This window comes from Niveispirillum sp. FG156, assembly GCF_057809555.1.
Genome location: NZ_JBMDKE010000049.1, coordinates 1 through 16,770, shown reverse-complemented (window position 1 = coordinate 16,770; position 16,770 = coordinate 1). Strand labels below are relative to the sequence as shown.

Genomic DNA, 16,770 nt, shown 5'->3' with positions numbered 1-16,770 from the left:
GGGCATAGTTCAAGATTGTTGACGTGGGCGACCACGAACATATCATGAACAAAATCCCTTCCCCCGACCCGTCCGGACCATGGCCAAATCGCTGAAACAACGTCTCGCCGTCCTGTCCGATGCCGCGAAATATGATGCGTCCTGTGCGTCCAGCGGCACCCAGCGGCGCGATTCGTCGGCCAGCGGCGGGCTGGGATCGACGGAAGGCATGGGCATCTGCCACGCCTATGCACCCGACGGGCGCTGCATCTCGCTGCTGAAGATCCTGCTGACCAATTTCTGCATCTATGACTGCGTCTATTGCGTCAACCGGTCGTCCAGCAATGTGGAGCGGGCGCGGTTCACGGCGGACGAGGTGGTCTGGCTGACCCTGGAATTCTATCGCCGCAACTATATCGAGGGGCTGTTCCTGTCGTCGGGTATCATCCGCTCGTCCGATTACACGATGGAACAACTGGTCCGCGTGGCCAAGGACCTGCGCACGCTCCATAATTTCCGCGGCTATATCCATCTGAAGACCATCCCGGAGGCATCGCCGCAACTGATCGAGGAGGCGGGGCTATATGCCGACCGCCTGTCGATCAATATCGAGCTGCCGACCGATCAGGGCATCGAACAGTTCGCACCGCAGAAGCATCCGGCCCGCATCCGCCGTTCCATGTCCGACCTGTCCGCCAGGATCGAGGCGTCGAAGGAACAAACATTGCGGACCAAGCGGCGCATCCGCTTTGCGCCGGGCGGCCAAAGCACACAGATGATCGTAGGCGTGGATAACACGACCGACGCCACCATCCTGGGCTCGTCCGCCAATCTCTACAGCCGCTTCCGCCTGCGCCGGGTCTATTACTCGGCCTTCAGCCCCATTCCCGATGCGTCCAGCGTCCTGCCCCTGTCGCGCCCGCCGCTGATGCGCGAACACCGGCTGTATCAGGCGGATTGGCTCTACCGATTCTATGGGTTCGACGTGGCGGAGATCACGTCGGTCAGGGAAGATGGCAATCTGGAACTGGATATCGATCCGAAACTGGCCTGGGCGCTCGTCAACCGCGACCGGTTCCCCGTGGATGTCAACCGGGCGGAGAAGGAGATGCTGCTGCGCGTGCCGGGCCTGGGCACGACATCGGTGCCTTCCATCCTGTCGGCCCGGCGGCACAGAAACCTGCGGCTGGAGGATCTGGAACGGCTGGGCGTGGGCGTGCGCAAGGTGCGGCCCTTCATCATGGCGGAGGGCTGGTCCCCCCTGCGCCTGACCGACCGCACCGACCTGCGCGACCTGTTCGCGCCCAAGCCCAAGCAGTTGAGCCTGTTCGGATGATCCGCCTGTGTTTACGCGGGCGCGGTGATCTGGGGGAATGGCGGGATGCGGCCCGCGCTCTGCTACGGGCCGGCATGGGTCCGGGCGATGTGGAATGGCGGGTGCGGGATGCGGGGGCCGACCTGTTCGGCATGGCCGATGATCCCCTGCCCCCGCCCGACCCGTCGCTGCCCGCCCCCACGGTGCCCGCCGCCTTCCTGACCCTGGCCGATGCCGTCATCTGCCATATCGACCCGGCCCGCTTCGCCCTGCTGTACCGTCTGCTTTGGCGGGTGCAGCGGGAACGGGCGCTGCTGTCCAACCCGTCCGATGCGGATGTGGCGCGGGCAGAGACCCTGACCAAGGCCATCCGCCGCGACGCGCACAAGATGAAGGCCTTTGTCCGGTTCAAGGAAATGGGACCGCCGCAGGATGGCCGCCGCCGCTTCGCCGCCTGGTTTGAACCGGACAATTACATCGTGGCCCGCACAGCCGGCTTTTTCCAACGCCGCTTCACCGACATGGATTGGATCATCGCGAGCCCCAAGGGATCAGCCGCCTGGGACGGGCAGCACCTGACACTGTCCGACGAACCGTCGGAAAAGCCCGACCTGATCGATGATACGGACGATCTCTGGCGCACCTATTTCGCCCATATCTTCAACCCGGCCCGGTTGAAGGTGCGGGCCATGCAGTCGGAAATGCCCAAGAAATACTGGAAGAACCTGCCCGAAGCCGACCTGATCCCCGACCTGATCGCCGGGGCCGAGGACCGGATGCGGGAGATGATCGAGCGGGAGGCGACTGAGCCCAAGCCCTTCCATTACCGCCTGCGGGAACGGGATTGACCCTGCTGCCCATACTGGCCCGGCGTGGCGGCGACATGCGCCTTAAACACCCGCTGGAAATGGGCCTGATCGGCAAATCCGGCATCCAGCGCCACATCGACAATGGCTTCCCCCCGCCGCAGCCCCGCCTGCCCCACCCGGACCCGCTGGTTGGTCTGATAGGCGTGCGGGGTCAGGCCGTAACGCGCCTTGAACGCCCGGATCAGATAGGAGGGGGAGAGGCCCGACGCTGCCGCCACCTCCTCCACCCGTAAATCGCGGGTGCAGTGACGGGTGATGTAATCGGCGGCCCGCGCCAGGGCGTCATGGCTTTGCGCCATGGGCAGCCCAGTCCCATCCACACGTTCCGCCAGGAATGAGAAGAAACGGCAGGCCCCGGCTTCCTTGTCCGCGATCTCAACCCCGTCATCGAACAGCAGATCAAACAGGGCCATCAGGTCGGCATAAAGATCGCGATCGCGGCTGATCACGGCGCCAAAGGGCCGGAACGCCGGCAGCCCCTGCACACGCGCCAGCCAGCCGGTATCGGCATACAGCATGCGGTAGGACCAGGGCTGGTCATTGACCGGGTTGCAGGCGTGCACAATTTCCGGGTTCATCAGCACAACAGTGCCTTCGACCGCCTCAAACCGGTCGGTGCCGGTCAGATATTCGCTGTGTCCACCCGTGATGGCGCCGATGGAAAAGGTCGGATGGGAATGCGGCACGTAACAGACGGTGCGGCCATCCATGACCTCCCGCGCTTCCAGATGCGCAAGGGCGGGATCACGCCAGAAAATATGGGAATCGGCGGGGCGGCGGGGCATCGGGCAAGCCTTGGCGGCGGGGTGTGAGACCCACTATACCGCAACCCCAGAAAGACCAAAAGCCGCCCGCGGGCTTTCCCAGGGGCGGCATTCAATCCCGTGGCCTTTACGGCCAACTGGCAATCTGTCTGATGGACAGGGAGGGCTATTAGTAGCCCTCGCGCTCCAGACGCTTGCGCAGCAGCTTGCGGGCGCGGCGAACGGCTTCAGCCTTTTCGCGAGCGCGCTTTTCCGACGGCTTCTCATAATTGCGGCGCAGCTTCATTTCGCGGAAGATGCCCTCACGCTGCATCTTCTTCTTCAGCGCGCGCAGTGCCTGATCGACGTTGTTATCACGAACCAGAACTTGCACGGGACATCCACTCCAATCGTGCGCTCACACCAGCCAGGGCCAGCACTTGCGGGTAGGGTTGAAAACAAAGACAAAGGCAACGCGAGACCATGAAGGTCGCGCCATCGCCCGATCCAGTCGGCGGGGTTATACACATGCCGGTGGGGCTTGTGAAGACCCGCAGCGCGTCCTTGTGAAGATTCATGCGGAATGGCGGGCATGCGGCCATAGGGGGCACGCTTTCCTTGCCTTGCATCGCCCCGCCGGGGGGCTCACAATAGCGATATAGCCGAATCGCCCCTTTTTTCGGAGCCTTTTCCATGGCCGTGCTTCCCATCGTCCGCATGGGCAATCCCGTCCTGCGCCGTGTCGCCGACCCGATCCCGGTACCGGTGGCCGGCGGTTTCGATGATGGGTTGCGGCAATTGGCGGCCGACATGGTGGAGACCATGTTCGATGCGCCCGGCATCGGCCTTGCCGCCCCGCAGATCGAATTGTCCCGCCGCATCATCGTTTTCCGGGTGCCACCGGAACGCGCCACGGGCGACCAGGGCGACGCCCCCATGGGGCCACAAGTCCTGATCAACCCGGAATTCGTGCCTGTGGGAGCAGAGACGGTGCTGGGCTGGGAAGGGTGCCTGTCCATCCCCGGCCTGCGCGGCGTCGTGCCACGCTATCGCCGCATCCGCTATCGCGGCTATGATCTGGATGGCAATCTGGTGGAACGCGAGGCCGCGAACACCCATGCCCGCGTGATCCAGCATGAGCTGGATCATCTGGACGCCGTCCTCTATCTGGACCGCATGGAAAGCCTGGCCACGCTGACCTATATGGAAGAGCAGAAGTTTTTCGGACCCGATGTGCTGGCGCCATCGCGCTGACACGCCGGATGGGAGACATGTGATGACCGACGCCACGACACCGCCGCAACAAGACGCCTATACCCGCGCCCAGGCCGCCCTGGCCGCGCGCAAGGATGCGATCCTGGTGGCCATGCTGCCCGATGTGGCGTTCGATGGCTGGACCGGCACCACCCTGCGGCGCGGCGCGGAGGCCGCTGGCTTCCACGCGCAGGAGGCCGATGCCGCCTTCCCCGGTGGGCCGGTGGAGGCTGCCTGCTGGTTCAGCGATTGGGCCGACCGGCAGATGGTGGATGCCCTGGCTGGCACCGACCTGACGGCATTGAAGGTGCGCGAACGGGTGACCCTGGCCGTGCGCAAGCGACTGGAAATCCTGATCCCCTATCGCGAGGCGGTGCGCCGCGCCAGCAGCCTGCTGTCCCTGCCGCAGAACGCCACGCGCGGGCCGCAACTGGTTTATGCCACCGTCGATGCCGCCTGGCGGGCCGTTGGCGATACTTCCGTCGACTATAATTTTTATACCAAGCGGCTGCTTCTGGCCGGCGTCGTCACCGCCACCACGCTTTATTGGCTGGATGACCGCTCCGACGGGCTGGCCGACAGCTGGGCCTTCCTGGACCGGCGCATCGCCAATGTGATGAGCGTGGGCAAGGTGATCGGACAGGTCACGGGCAGGGCCGACAAGGCAGCAGGCCTGCTGGCCCATATCCCGTCGCCTGCCCGCTTCATGCGTCGGCTGCGGGGGGCGGCGGGGGTCTGATGGGGGCCGGGGGAATGTTGCTCCCTCACCCTCCCATCGGCTGACGCCGACGGGCCCCTCCCTCTCCCACCTTCGTGGGCGAGGGTAGAAGTTTCGCCCACGAAGGTGGGAGAGGGAGGGGCCCAAGCCTTAAGGCTTGGGAGGGTGAGGGAGCCACGCTAAAGCCTCACCCCACCGCCCGAACCCCCTCACCCAGGAACCGTTCCTCGAACTCCGCCGCCGGCAGGGGGCGGGAGATCAGGAAGCCCTGGATCGTCTGACAATCCAGCGTGCAGAGCCAGTCGCGCTGCGCCTCCGTCTCCACCCCTTCGGCCACGATCTCCAGCCCCAGGCGCTGGCCCAGTTCCAGGATGGTGGCGGGGATGGCCACATCATGCGGCACCGTCTGCATGAACCCCCGGTCGATCTTCAGCACGGTCAGCGGGATGCGCCGCAGGTGGGACAGGGAGGAATAGCCCGTCCCGAAATCATCGATGGCCATGCCGACGCCGATATCCCTTAACAGCCGCAGCATAGCGAAATCGCCCGCCGCCTGTGTCATGGCCACCGTTTCCGTGATCTCCAGCGTCAACAGATTTGCCGGCAAGCCGGAAGTGGCGAGCGCCGCCCGCACGCGGGTGGGGAAATCCGCATCCGCCAGCTGTCGCGGGCTGACATTGATGGCCACGGGCAGGTCGCCATAGACCCGGCGCCAGGCCGCCGCCTGCCTGCAGGCATCGCCCAGCACCCAGTCGCCGATAGGGCCGATCAGGCCCGTCTCCTCCGCCACGGGGATGAAGTCGGCGGGGGCGATATAGCCGTCCTCCGTCTTCCAGCGCAACAGCGCCTCCGCCCCCCGCAGGGTCAGGCTGCGCGGGTCCACCTTGGGCTGGTAGAACAGTTCGAACTCCCCGCGCAGTTCGGCGGCGCGCAGCCGCGCCTCCGTGCGCAGGCGGGCCATGGCCTGTTCCGACATCTCGGCGCTGAACATCCGCCAGCAGCCGGTGCCCGCCGCCTTGGCCGCGTACATGGCGACATCGGCGCAGCGCAGGATCTGCCGCGCATCCTGCCCGTCGCTGGGCCAGAGCGAGATGCCGATGGAGGCGCTGGGATGCAGCAGATGGCCTTCCAGGTCCAGCGGACGGGCCAGGGTAGCCAGGATGCGGTCGGCAACCTGGATCGCCTCCTTCGGCTCCTTCACATCCTCCACCAGGACCAGGAATTCATCCCCGCCCAGGCGGCCCACCGTGTCGGAATGGCGCAGCGTATCGTCCAGACGGCGGGCGATGCCCTGCAGCATCCGGTCGCCCATGTCATGGCCCAGGCTGTCATTCACATGCTTGAACCGGTCCAGGTCCAGGAACAGCACCGCCACGCCACGCTTGGTCCGCCGGGCCCGCGCCAGCGCATGTTCCAGCCGTTCCAGCAGCAGGGCACGGTTGGGCAGTTCGGTCAGCGGGTCACGCGTCGCCAGTTGCCGCAGCTGCCCCTGGCTTTCATCCAGCTTGTCCAGCGTCTCATTGATACGCTGGGTCAGGCGGCCCAGCTCATCCGTTTCGTGGCCTGCGGGCACCTTCACGCGGGTGTCGCGGGGATTGTCGGGATCGATCCCCGCCACCGCCTGTTCCAGTTCCACCAGCGGTCGGGTCAGGAAACGGTGGAACACCCAGGTCAGCATCAGGCCCAGCAGGATATTGCGCGCCAGCCCGCCCAGCAGCGATGACCCGACAAAGGCGATATAATCCGCCGACACGCGCGCCATATCCAGGTCGATGCGCAGAATGCCGATGGGCGGCTTCTCCCGCCCGTCAGGCAGGGGCCGGTAAAGAAGGCGGGTGCCCCGCGCCAGATCGCCGAACACCAGTCGACCGATGACGCCATTGCCAGCGGTGGGTGCGGGCAGGGCGCGGTGGCGGGACCAGAGGGGCTGTTCCTCCGATATGCGGATATCGATGCCGGCGATGGCGCCGATGGACAGCGCGGAATTGCCGATCTGCTGGGCCAGCGCCTCGTCGACGTTCCAGGCGGCGGCGGCGGCACTGCCTTCCGTCAGGTCGAGCATCTGTTCGACCAGATCGCTGGCCTTCCCGCGCTCGCGCCACGTCGCCCAGGCGACCTCCAGCCCGCTCAACACCAAACCGATGAGACAGGCGGCAAGCACGGCACGCGCCGCCTGCCTGGCCGCCAAGGAACTGCCCAGCCCTTTCAGCATCGCCCTCCCCAAAAGGCCTGCATCCGGCCGTACATCGCGTGGCGCGTTACTGGTCACCCCGTGATGGGGTTACGCAACCGCGCTGCGATATTCCGTCGCGGTGATCATGCCCGAAAAGGGTCGGACCTGTACAAGCAAATATTGGGCATTCGCCCCCACCCCCGGATAAGGCGCAAAGAAAAAGGGCCGCCCTGGCGGGACGGCCCCTTCACATTCCGTTACGCGCCCGAAAGGGACGGCGGATCAGGAAGCGCGCTTCAGCTTGCGGAACTGCGCCCACATCGGGGACGGGTTCTTGTCCAGGTCATAGGCGCGGGTCTTGCTCGGGTCCATACCCTGGCGGCGGCATTCCAGCGCGAAGATATTGGTGTTGGCGGGATCCAGGCCCAGCTCAACGCAGGCGGCGGTGAAGACGTTATCGAAATCGGCGCTGCTCATCATGTCACCTTCGCAGGTTCAACGTTTGTCACGGTCGGGACCATCGGGCCTGGCCGGTGTCGGTTGGCGGTGAAAAACCGCCGCCCTTCACGCATCGCAGCATCGCCAGCCATTACGGCTAATTTGCGAAACTGTTGATCCAAAACGATGGCGTTCACGTGACTAGATCAAATCATCAGCCAATCTGTTGCAACAGCGAACAACGCATGGCCGCCCCTTCCGCATCGCGGGATGACTATACGGAATTGTCGGGGGCCGGTTTCTCGTCGGCGATTCGACCCGGTTCACCCGCCGGCGCATGCGGTCAGGGGGGCTGGCCGACGGCCCCATCCCGCGCCATATCATGACCAGAAGTGGCAAAAGCGAAGCGGTCGTTACGGATTGTTAAAGGTGTGCGGCTGTATGCTTTGACCCATGGCCCCCTTTCGGGTCATGCTGTGTCTACGGACCCCCCGTTGCTGGATGGGCGGGGGTGGACAGGGGACAGGGTTCCCCCAAACGGGCAGGCGCCGAACGCCGCCCGGTCGCCCGGACGGGCAGGTCCCCCGGCATGCATACATGCCTTCGGCCTGCCCCAATCGGGGGAGATGATGCTTTGCGTCGGTTCGGTTTCGTGATGACATTTTTGCGTTCAGTACCAACAGCTTGATTACCGATTGACCCCCAACCTTGGGAGACGCGGTGATGGGTGACGGTAGGGCCATCAGCAAGCACAAAGACCGGTCGGTCCGACCGGATGGTGCCCTGCGGCCCGCCCCCGACACATCCCCGTTCCCCGTGGCGGGTTCGACAAGAATGACCCGACGGTTCGCGTTGACGCGGCCGGAACGGGTTCGGGCCGGGGAGGCCCGGCGCGAGCCAACGATCGACCGCCACCCTATTCCACTGCCCCCCGCCGGCACGGCGGCGCGGTGCATGGCATGCCCATGCCCGCGCTATCGCCCCCTGACCGGCCGTCTGGAAGGAGAGTGCCGATGAGCAGTCTGGTCACAGACCTTTTCGCCAGCTACGCCAGTTCCTATGAAAGCCGCCGCGACGTTGAGATGTCGCTGATGGAGTACCTGGAGGGGTGCCGCGACGATCCGCTGATGTATGCCAGTGCCGCTGAACGGCTGCTGGCCGCCATTGGCGAGCCGGAAGTGATCGACACGGCCAAGGATGCGCGGCTTGCCCGCATCTTCATGAACCGCACCATCAAGGTCTATCCCGCCTTCGCCGAATTCTTCGGCATGGAAGAAACCATCGAACGTATCGTCGGCTTCTTCCGCCATGCGGCCCAGGGGCTGGAGGAACGCAAGCAGGTGCTGTATCTGCTGGGCCCCGTCGGCGGTGGCAAATCCTCACTGGCGGAACGGTTGAAGGCGCTGATGGAGGACAAGCCCATCTATGCGCTGAAGGCCGGCGACCAGATCAGCCCCGTGTTCGAAAGCCCCCTGGGCCTGTTCGATCCCGTCACCATGGGTGCGACGATTGAGGAGAAGTTCGGCATTCCCCGCCGCCGCCTGACCGGGTTGATGAGCCCCTGGGCACTGAAACGGCTTGACGAGTTTGATGGCGATATTCGCCGCTTCAAGGTGGTGAAGCTGCGCCCGTCGCGCCTGCGCCAGATCGGCATTTCCAAGACGGAGCCGGGGGATGAGAATAACCAGGACATCTCTTCCCTGGTCGGCAAGGTCGATATCCGCAAGCTGGAGCTTTACAGCCAGAATGATCCCGATGCCTACAGCTACTCCGGCGGCCTGAACCGGGCGAACCAGGGCATGTTGGAATTCGTGGAGATGTTCAAGGCCCCGATCAAGATGCTGCACCCCCTGCTGACCGCCACGCAGGAGGGCAATTATATCGGGACGGAGAATATCGGCGCCCTGCCCTTCCAGGGCGTGATCATGGCGCACAGCAATGAGGCCGAGTGGCAGAGCTTCAAGAACAACAAGAATAATGAGGCCTTCATCGACCGTATCTGTGTGGTCAAGGTGCCCTATTGCCTGCGGGTGATGGAGGAACAGCGCATCTATGAAAAGCTGATCAAGACGTCGGAACTGTCGGCTGCCCCCTGTGCGCCGGCTACCCTGGAAATGCTGGCCCGCTTCACGGTCCTGTCCCGCCTGCGCGACCATGGCAATTCCAACCTGTTCAGCAAGATGCGGGTCTATGACGGGGAAAGCCTGAAGGAGACGGACCCCAAGGCCAAGACCATGCAGGAATATAAGGACGCCGCCGGCGTGGATGAGGGGATGAACGGCATCTCCACCCGCTTCGCCTTCAAGGTCCTGGCCAGCACCTTCAACTATGACAATACCGAGGTCGGGGCCGATCCCGTCCACCTGATGTACATCCTGGAACAATCCATCAAGCGGGAGCAGTTCCCCGACGAGGTGGAGAAGAAATACATGGAGTTCATCAAGGGTGATCTGGCCCCGCGCTATGCGGAATTCATCGGCAATGAAATCCAGAAGGCCTATCTGGAAAGCTACCACGATTACGGCCAGAACCTGTTCGACCGCTATGTCGACTATGCCGATGCCTGGATCGAAGATCAGGATTTCAAGGACCCCGACACGGGCCAGCTGTTAAACCGCGACCTGTTGAACCAGGAGTTGACCAAGATCGAAAAGCCGGCGGGCATCGCCAACCCCAAGGATTTCCGCAACGAGGTGGTGAAATTCGCCCTGCGCATGCGGGCCGGCAATAGCGGGCGCAACCCGTCCTGGACCAGCTATGAAAAGCTGCGCGACGTCATCGAAAAACGGATGTTCAGTCAGGTAGAGGAACTGCTGCCCGTCATCAGCTTCGGGTCCAAGAAGGACAGCGATACGGAGAAGAAACACAGCGAGTTCGTCAATCGCATGATGGCCCGCGGCTATACCGAACGGCAGGTCCGCCGTCTGGTCGAATGGTACATGCGGGTGAAGCAGGCGGGGTGATGGGGCGTTGGTTTGGTATTCGTAATATGTAACGCCCGTCACCCCATCACACGACGTCATCCCCGCGAAAGCGGGGACCCAGCGTCAGGCGCGGTTAGCGCCGATATGAGTCATGTCGCAGCTATCGCTGCTTACGCTGGGTCCCCGCTTTCGCGGGGATGACAAGGTGATGTGATTGGACAGGGGGTTACAGTGAAAGGACGGTGCAACCTTGTTCACCATTGTCGATCGACGTCTCAATCCTTCTGGTAAAAGTCTGGCCAACCGCCAGCGGTTCCTGCGCCGGGCCAAGGAGCAGGTGATGCGGGCCGTGCGCGACGCCTCGGCCAAGCGCGGCATCCGCGACATCGATATGGGCGGCGATATCGCCATCTCCCCCGACGGCATCAAAGAACCGACCCTGCGTCGGTCCTCCACCGGCGGGCAGCGTGACTATGTGGTCCCCGGCAATAAGGAGTTCATGTCCGGCGACAAGATCAAACGCCCGCCGCAGGGTGGCGGGTCCGGCAGGGGCAATGAGGGGGCGGAGGATGGCGACGGCCAGGACGAATTTCGTTTCGTCCTGAGCCGGGAGGAATTCATCGACCTGTTCCTGGAAGACCTGGAACTGCCCGATCTGGCCAAGCGCAAGCTGGCCGTCACCGACGCCATGGACTGGCACCGCGCCGGCTATTCGGTGGCGGGATCGCCGGCCAATCTCAATCTGGTGCGCACCATGCGCAACAGCCTGGCCCGCCGCATCGCCCTGCACCGCCCCACGGGCGAGGAGATCAAGGCCCTGCGGCAGGAGATCGATGATCTGGAACGAACCGGGCGTGACCGCGACCGGCTGGAACAGGCGCGCCTGGACTTGGGCGAGGCGCTGACACGGACCCAGCGCATCCCCTATATCGACCCCGTCGATGTCCGCTACAACCGTTTCGCGGCCACACCCAGGCCGGCGGCGCAGGCGGTCATGTTCTGCCTGATGGATGTGTCGGGCAGCATGACGGAGCATATGAAGGATCTGGCCAAGCGCTTCTACATGCTGCTCTACCTGTTCTTGTCGCGGCGGTACAAGCATGTGGACGTGGTCTTCATCCGCCACACCCACCGCGCGGCGGAGGTGGATGAGGAGACCTTCTTCTACAGCGCGGAGACCGGCGGCACGGTGGTGTCGACCGCGCTGGAGGAAATGGCGCGGGTGATCAAGGAACGCTACCCGCCCGGTGAATGGAACATCTATGCGGCACAAGCCAGCGACGGCGACAATGCCCTGTCGGACAATACAAAGACAGCACAGCTGATGACCGACAGCATCCTGCCTGACTGTCAATATTACGCCTATCTGGAGGTGGGGCAGGAAGGGATGATGCCGGGCCTGCCCTATGGCGGCGGCCCGCGCGAAACCGACCTGTGGCGCACCTACAAGCAGATCAACGCCGGCGGCGTGCTGGCCATGCGGCGCGTGACCGAGCGTCGGGAAATCTACCCCGTCTTTCGCGAACTGTTCGCCAAGGACAAGGCCGGGCAACCGGCGGAGGTGAGTGCATGACCCTTACCGCCTTTGAAACCGCCCCGCTCTATACCGGCGCCGACTGGGACTATGACAAGGTCCGCCGCGTCTATGACGCCATCGAGAAGGTGGCGTTGGGGGATATGGGCCTGGATTGCTACACCAACCAGATCGAGGTGATCACGTCCGAACAGATGCTGGACGCCTATTCCAGCATCGGCATGCCGCTCTTCTACAAGCACTGGTCCTTCGGCAAGCATTTCGCCCGTGACGAGGCGATGTACCGCAAGGGCCAGCGGGGGCTGGCCTATGAAATCGTGATCAATTCCAACCCCTGCATCAGCTACATCATGGAAGAAAACACCATGACGATGCAGACACTGGTGATCGCGCACGCCGCCTTCGGCCATAACCATTTCTTCAAGAACAACTATCTGTTCCAGCAATGGACCGATGCCGACGGCATCCTGGATTACCTGTCCTTCGCCAAGGCCTATATCAGCCAGTGCGAGGAACGGTATGGCCATGCCAATGTGGAACGCGTGCTGGATGCCGCCCACGCCCTGATGAATCATGGCGTCCACCGCTACCCCCGCCGACGCGGCCCCGATCTGCGGAACGAGGAACGCCGCGCGCGCGAACGGCTGGAACATGCCGAAGCAACCTTCAACGACCTGTGGCGCACCGTGCCCACCAAGGTCGGCGGGGCCAGCCCCCTGTCAGACCGTGACCGCCGCCGCACCCTGCTGGAACTACCGGAGGAGAATATCCTCTATTTCCTGGAGAAAAAGGCGCCGCGCCTGCAGGGCTGGCAGCGGGAAATCCTGCGCATCGTGCGGCATGTGGCACAGTATTTCTATCCGCAGCGCCAGACCAAGGTGATGAATGAGGGCTGCGCCACCTACTGCCATTACCGCATCCTGTCCACCCTGCACGAGCGGGGGCAGTTGACCGACGGCGCCTGGATGGAGGCGATGCACAGCCATACCAATGTGGTGTTCCAGCCGGAATTTGATGACCGCCGCTATGGCGGCATCAATCCTTACGCGCTGGGCTTTGCCATGATGCAGGATATCGAACGGATCGTAACGCAGCCCACACAGGAGGACCGCTACTGGTTCCCCGATCTGGCCGGGCGGGGTGATGCCATGGGCGCACTGCGCGATGCCTGGGCCAATTTCCGGGATGAAAGCTTCCTCCTGCAATATCTGTCACCGGCCCTGATCCGCAAATTCCGGCTGTTCCATGTGGCCGATGATGCGCGCGACCCGGAAATGAAAGTGGCCGCCATCCATGATGAACGCGGATATCGCGCCGTACGCCACGCGCTGGCCCGGCAGTACGACATCGCCTGGGCCGAGGCCGATATCCAGATTGTCGATGTCGATCTGGTGGGCGACCGCAAGCTGATGCTGGAACATCATGTGATGAACCAGATCCTGCTGGAGGAGGATGAGGCCCGCGCCGTGATGCAGCACCTGGCCAATCTCTGGGGCTATGAGGTGGTGCTGGACGAGGTGGAAACACCGGGCGCCACCCCGCTGCGCCGGATCATCGTACCGCCACGGGTGGTGCTGGGCGGAGCGTAGAGCGCTCCCTCACCCTCCCAACGGCTGACGCCGCCGGGCCCCTCCCTCTCCCGCAAGCGGGCGAGGGGCTAAATTTTCACCCCTCGCCCACGAAGGTGCGAGAGGGAGGGGCCCAAGCCTGTAAGGGCTTGGGAGGGTGAGGGAGCGAGCTTGGTGATTGACGACAATCGTTGCAGATGAAATGGTCGGGCAACACTGATCCAGGGGTGCCCGGTTCCATGAAGCCCAATGCCGTCGATCTGTCCCAGGAAGGGGTGCATCAGGCACCTGACCTGTCCTATGGCGCCTATCTGGGGTTGGAACCGCTGCTATCGTGCCAGCATGCGCGGTCGGGCGAGCATGATGAGCTGCTGTTCATCATCATCCACCAATCGTCCGAATTATGGATGAAACTGTGCCTGCATGAGCTGGCGGCGGCGCGGCAGCAGATCAAACAGGATGATCTGGGGCCGGCCTTCAAGATGATCGCGCGGGTGGCGCGTATCCAGCAGCAGCTGATCCAGGGCTGGGACGTGCTGTCCACTATGACGCCCGCCGATTACAGCCGCATCCGTCCGCATCTGGGCCAGAGTTCCGGCTTTCAAAGCTATCAATACCGGCTGCTGGAATTCATGCTGGGCAACAAGAATGCCGGGATGATTACCGTGCATCAGGGCATGCCGGACATCCATGCGCGCCTGACGGCGGCGCTGAATGAACGTTCGCTTTATGATGAATGTCTGGCGCTGCTGTCGCGGCGGGGGTTGGGTATCCCGGAAATGGCGCTGGACCGTGACTGGTCACAACCCTATCAGGCGGATAAGCGGGTCGAGGCGGCGTGGTCGGTCGTCTATCGCGATCCGCATGCGCATTGGGAGCTGTATGAGCTGGCCGAGAAGTTGGTGGATCTGGAGTACCGGTTCCAGCAATGGCGGTTTAGCCATATGAAGACCGTGGAACGCATCATCGGGTACAAGATGGGGACAGGCGGCACCGGCGGCGTCTCTTATCTGGTCAAGGCGCTGAGCCTGTCCTTCTTCCCCGAACTGCTGAGCGTGAGGACGGCGATTTGAGCGGGCGCATCTGGGATATCAGCCAGAAGGTGCAGCCGGGCATCCCCGTCTGGCCGGGCGATACCGCCTATCAGGAGGAACGGACCTGGGCCATCGGGCCGGGATGCCCCGTCAATGTAAGCCGCCTGACCCTGTCCACCCATACCGGCACCCATGCGGATGCGCCCTTGCATTATGATGCCGCGGGCGTGGGGATCGGGGCGCTGGACCTGGAGGTCTATCTGGGGCCGGCACAGGTGGTGACGGTGCCGCCGGGCATCGGACTGGTCACGATTGGGCACGTGATGCCGGTGTTGCGGGAGGGGATCACGCGGGTATTGCTGCATACGTTCGCGCGGTTCCCGGACGGTTGGGTCAGTGACTTTACGGCCATTGATGCCGGCTTGATCACGGCGCTGGCCGAACGCGGCGTGCGGTTGATCGGGACGGATGCGCCATCCGTGGACCCGGAGAGCAGCAAGACCCTGGACGCCCACAATACCGTGCGCCGGCATGACATGCGCATCCTGGAAGGGCTGGTCCTGGACGGGGTGCCGGACGGGGTTTATGAGTTGATAGCGCTGCCCATCCGGCTGGATGGCGCGGACGCGGCCCCGGTCAGGGCGGTGTTGCGGGAGATGGCGTAGGTCAGTTTCGGCGCATCAGCCCCAGATACACCAACGCCGAAATGCCCAGCCCCACGAACCACGCGTAGTTGTAGAGTTCGACGAAGAAGCCCGGCACGCCCGCGAAAGCGCCGGGGAAGGCGGCGTGCAGGAAGCCGGGCAGGTTGGGCAGGACGGCGAGCGTAAAGGCGATCAGGGCGGCGGGGTTCCAGCCGGACCGGAAGCTGTATTCGCCTTGCGCATCGAACAGGGCGGGGACGTTCAGCACCTGTCGGCGGATCAGCCAGTAATCGGCCAGCATGATGCCCAGCAATGGTCCCAGCAACGCGCCATAGCCGATTAGCCAGGTGAAGATATAGCCGTCCGTCGTCTCGATCAGCTTCCAGGGCATCATGGCGATGCCGATGCCCGCCGTGAAGTAGCCGCCGGTCGCGAAACTGACATGGCGGGGGAAGATGGCGGAGAAATCGTAAGCCGGGCCAACGGTGTTGGCGGCGAGGTTCACGCACAGAGTATCGATGGTGATGATGATCAGGCCGATGGCAACGGCAATGCCCTCCAGCCGGCCGGCCAGATCGACCGGGTCCCACACCGCCTCGCCATAGATGATGATCGTGGCCGAGGTGACGGCGACGGAGACGAAGGCCAGCAGGGCCATGGGGATCGGTAGCCCCACCGACTGTCCCAGCATCTGATCTTTCTGGCTTTTCGCGAAACGCGTGAAGTCCGGGATATTGATGGCCAGCGTGGACCAGAAGCCCACCATGGCCGTCAGGCCCGGCCAGAATACGGCCCAGAATTGGCCTTCCCTGGCCCCACCGGGTTCGAACTGGGACGGGGCGGAGAGGAGATGGCCGAAGCCGCCGGCCTTGTCCCAGGCCCACCAAAGCAGGGCCAGCATGATGAGGATCTTCAAAGGCGCCGTGACTGTTTCGATCCAGCGGATACTGTCCGGCCCGCGTTTGATGAACCAGAGATGCAGGGCCCAGAAGAACAGGAAACAGGCCAGCTGTCCGCCATCAATGCCCAAGGCCGCGATCTTGTCCCCCGCCAGGGCACCGCCCGTCATGATGTTGGCGATGGCATAGATGGCGCTGCCGCCCACCCAGCATTGGATGCCGAACCAGCCGCAGGCGATCAGGGCGCGCAGGGCGGCGGGCAGTTTGTTGCCGCGTGTCCCGAAACTGGACCGCACGATGACGGCGAAGGGCAGGCCGTATCGGGCGCCGGAATGGCCGATCAGGACCATGGGCACCAGCACGATAAGGTTGCCGGCCAGCACGGTTGCCACCGCCTGTCCCGCCGACATGCCCTGCTGTATCAGGCCCGAGGCCAGCAGGTAGGAGGGGATGCACATCACCATCCCGATCCAGAGCGAGGCGTAATGCACCCAGTTCCAGGTCCGCCGTTCCGCCGGGACCGGCGCCAGATCGGGGTTCCAGAGGCCGGAATGGGTGTCAAGCGGATCGGACATGGGCGGGGCCTGTGGGTTGGGGGGAGGGGAAGGGAAACTAACTCATCCTCGTCATCCCGGCGGAAGCCGGGACCCAGCGTCAAGGCGCGGTCAGCGCCGATAT

The 16,770-nt window shown here is 63.8% G+C and carries 14 protein-coding genes; 9 read left to right on the top strand and 5 right to left on the bottom strand.

Features of this window, described 5'->3' with window-relative positions; translation table 11 throughout:
* Positions 1-79 precede the first annotated feature (79 nt).
* On the top strand, positions 80-1,315 hold the full coding sequence (locus ACODSP_RS24455; RefSeq protein ID WP_488968145.1) for a putative DNA modification/repair radical SAM protein: 1,236 nt from the start codon (positions 80-82) through the stop codon (positions 1,313-1,315).
* Complete coding sequence (locus tag ACODSP_RS24450; protein WP_488968144.1) at positions 1,312-2,142, top strand: TIGR03915 family putative DNA repair protein; 831 nt, start codon at positions 1,312-1,314, stop codon at positions 2,140-2,142. Before ACODSP_RS24455 ends, ACODSP_RS24450 begins: the two co-directional genes overlap by 4 nt.
* On the opposite strand, the gene ACODSP_RS24445 is transcribed toward ACODSP_RS24450, so the two are convergent.
* Entirely contained in the window at positions 2,118-2,948 is an 831-nt protein-coding gene (locus ACODSP_RS24445) for an AraC family ligand binding domain-containing protein (RefSeq protein ID WP_488968143.1), read from the bottom strand. The genes ACODSP_RS24450 and ACODSP_RS24445 overlap by 25 nt on opposite strands.
* A gap of 148 nt (positions 2,949-3,096) precedes the next feature.
* Positions 3,097-3,300, bottom strand: coding sequence for a 30S ribosomal protein S21 (rpsU, locus tag ACODSP_RS24440; RefSeq protein ID WP_054168849.1), 204 nt, complete (start codon positions 3,298-3,300; stop codon positions 3,097-3,099).
* A 299-nt stretch (positions 3,301-3,599) separates the two neighbouring features.
* Between rpsU and def the strand changes: the two genes are divergently transcribed.
* Complete coding sequence (gene def / locus ACODSP_RS24435; RefSeq protein ID WP_488968142.1) at positions 3,600-4,160, top strand: peptide deformylase; 561 nt, start codon at positions 3,600-3,602, stop codon at positions 4,158-4,160.
* A gap of 22 nt (positions 4,161-4,182) precedes the next feature.
* Positions 4,183-4,899 carry a COQ9 family protein gene (locus ACODSP_RS24430; protein ID WP_488968141.1) on the top strand — a complete coding sequence of 239 codons (717 nt, stop codon included), beginning with the start codon at positions 4,183-4,185 and terminating at the stop codon, positions 4,897-4,899.
* 166 nt (positions 4,900-5,065) lie between these two features.
* Here the strand turns inward: ACODSP_RS24430 and ACODSP_RS24425 are convergent, their stop codons facing one another.
* Positions 5,066-7,090, bottom strand: a complete 2,025-nt coding sequence (locus ACODSP_RS24425) for a putative bifunctional diguanylate cyclase/phosphodiesterase (protein ID WP_488968140.1) — start codon at positions 7,088-7,090, stop codon at positions 5,066-5,068.
* Positions 7,091-7,333: 243 nt separating this feature from the next.
* A complete protein-coding gene (locus ACODSP_RS24420) occupies positions 7,334-7,531 on the bottom strand; it encodes a hypothetical protein (RefSeq protein WP_054168845.1) in 198 nt (65 codons plus the stop codon).
* 971 nt (positions 7,532-8,502) lie between these two features.
* On the opposite strand from ACODSP_RS24420, the gene ACODSP_RS24415 reads away from it, so the two are divergent.
* The 5 genes from ACODSP_RS24415 (at position 8,503) to kynB (ending at position 15,214) form a co-directional block, all read left to right on the top strand.
* Positions 8,503-10,452, top strand: coding sequence for a PrkA family serine protein kinase (locus ACODSP_RS24415; protein WP_488968139.1), 1,950 nt, complete (start codon positions 8,503-8,505; stop codon positions 10,450-10,452).
* A gap of 211 nt (positions 10,453-10,663) precedes the next feature.
* Positions 10,664-11,986, top strand: coding sequence for a YeaH/YhbH family protein (locus ACODSP_RS24410; RefSeq protein WP_488968138.1), 1,323 nt, complete (start codon positions 10,664-10,666; stop codon positions 11,984-11,986).
* The gene (locus ACODSP_RS24405; RefSeq protein ID WP_488968137.1) at positions 11,983-13,536 is read left to right on the top strand and encodes a SpoVR family protein; all 1,554 of its coding nucleotides are present in this window, start codon (positions 11,983-11,985) and stop codon (positions 13,534-13,536) included. Before ACODSP_RS24410 ends, ACODSP_RS24405 begins: the two co-directional genes overlap by 4 nt.
* A 218-nt stretch (positions 13,537-13,754) precedes the next feature.
* Positions 13,755-14,588 carry a tryptophan 2,3-dioxygenase gene (locus ACODSP_RS24400; protein ID WP_488968136.1) on the top strand — a complete coding sequence of 278 codons (834 nt, stop codon included), beginning with the start codon at positions 13,755-13,757 and terminating at the stop codon, positions 14,586-14,588.
* Positions 14,585-15,214, top strand: a complete 630-nt coding sequence (gene kynB, locus ACODSP_RS24395; RefSeq protein ID WP_488968135.1) for an arylformamidase — start codon at positions 14,585-14,587, stop codon at positions 15,212-15,214. The genes ACODSP_RS24400 and kynB overlap by 4 nt, the downstream gene beginning before the upstream one ends.
* A gap of 1 nt (position 15,215) precedes the next feature.
* On the opposite strand, the gene ACODSP_RS24390 is transcribed toward kynB, so the two are convergent.
* The gene (locus ACODSP_RS24390; protein ID WP_488968134.1) at positions 15,216-16,667 is read right to left on the bottom strand and encodes an NCS1 family nucleobase:cation symporter-1; all 1,452 of its coding nucleotides are present in this window, start codon (positions 16,665-16,667) and stop codon (positions 15,216-15,218) included.
* Positions 16,668-16,770: the final 103 nt, after the last annotated feature.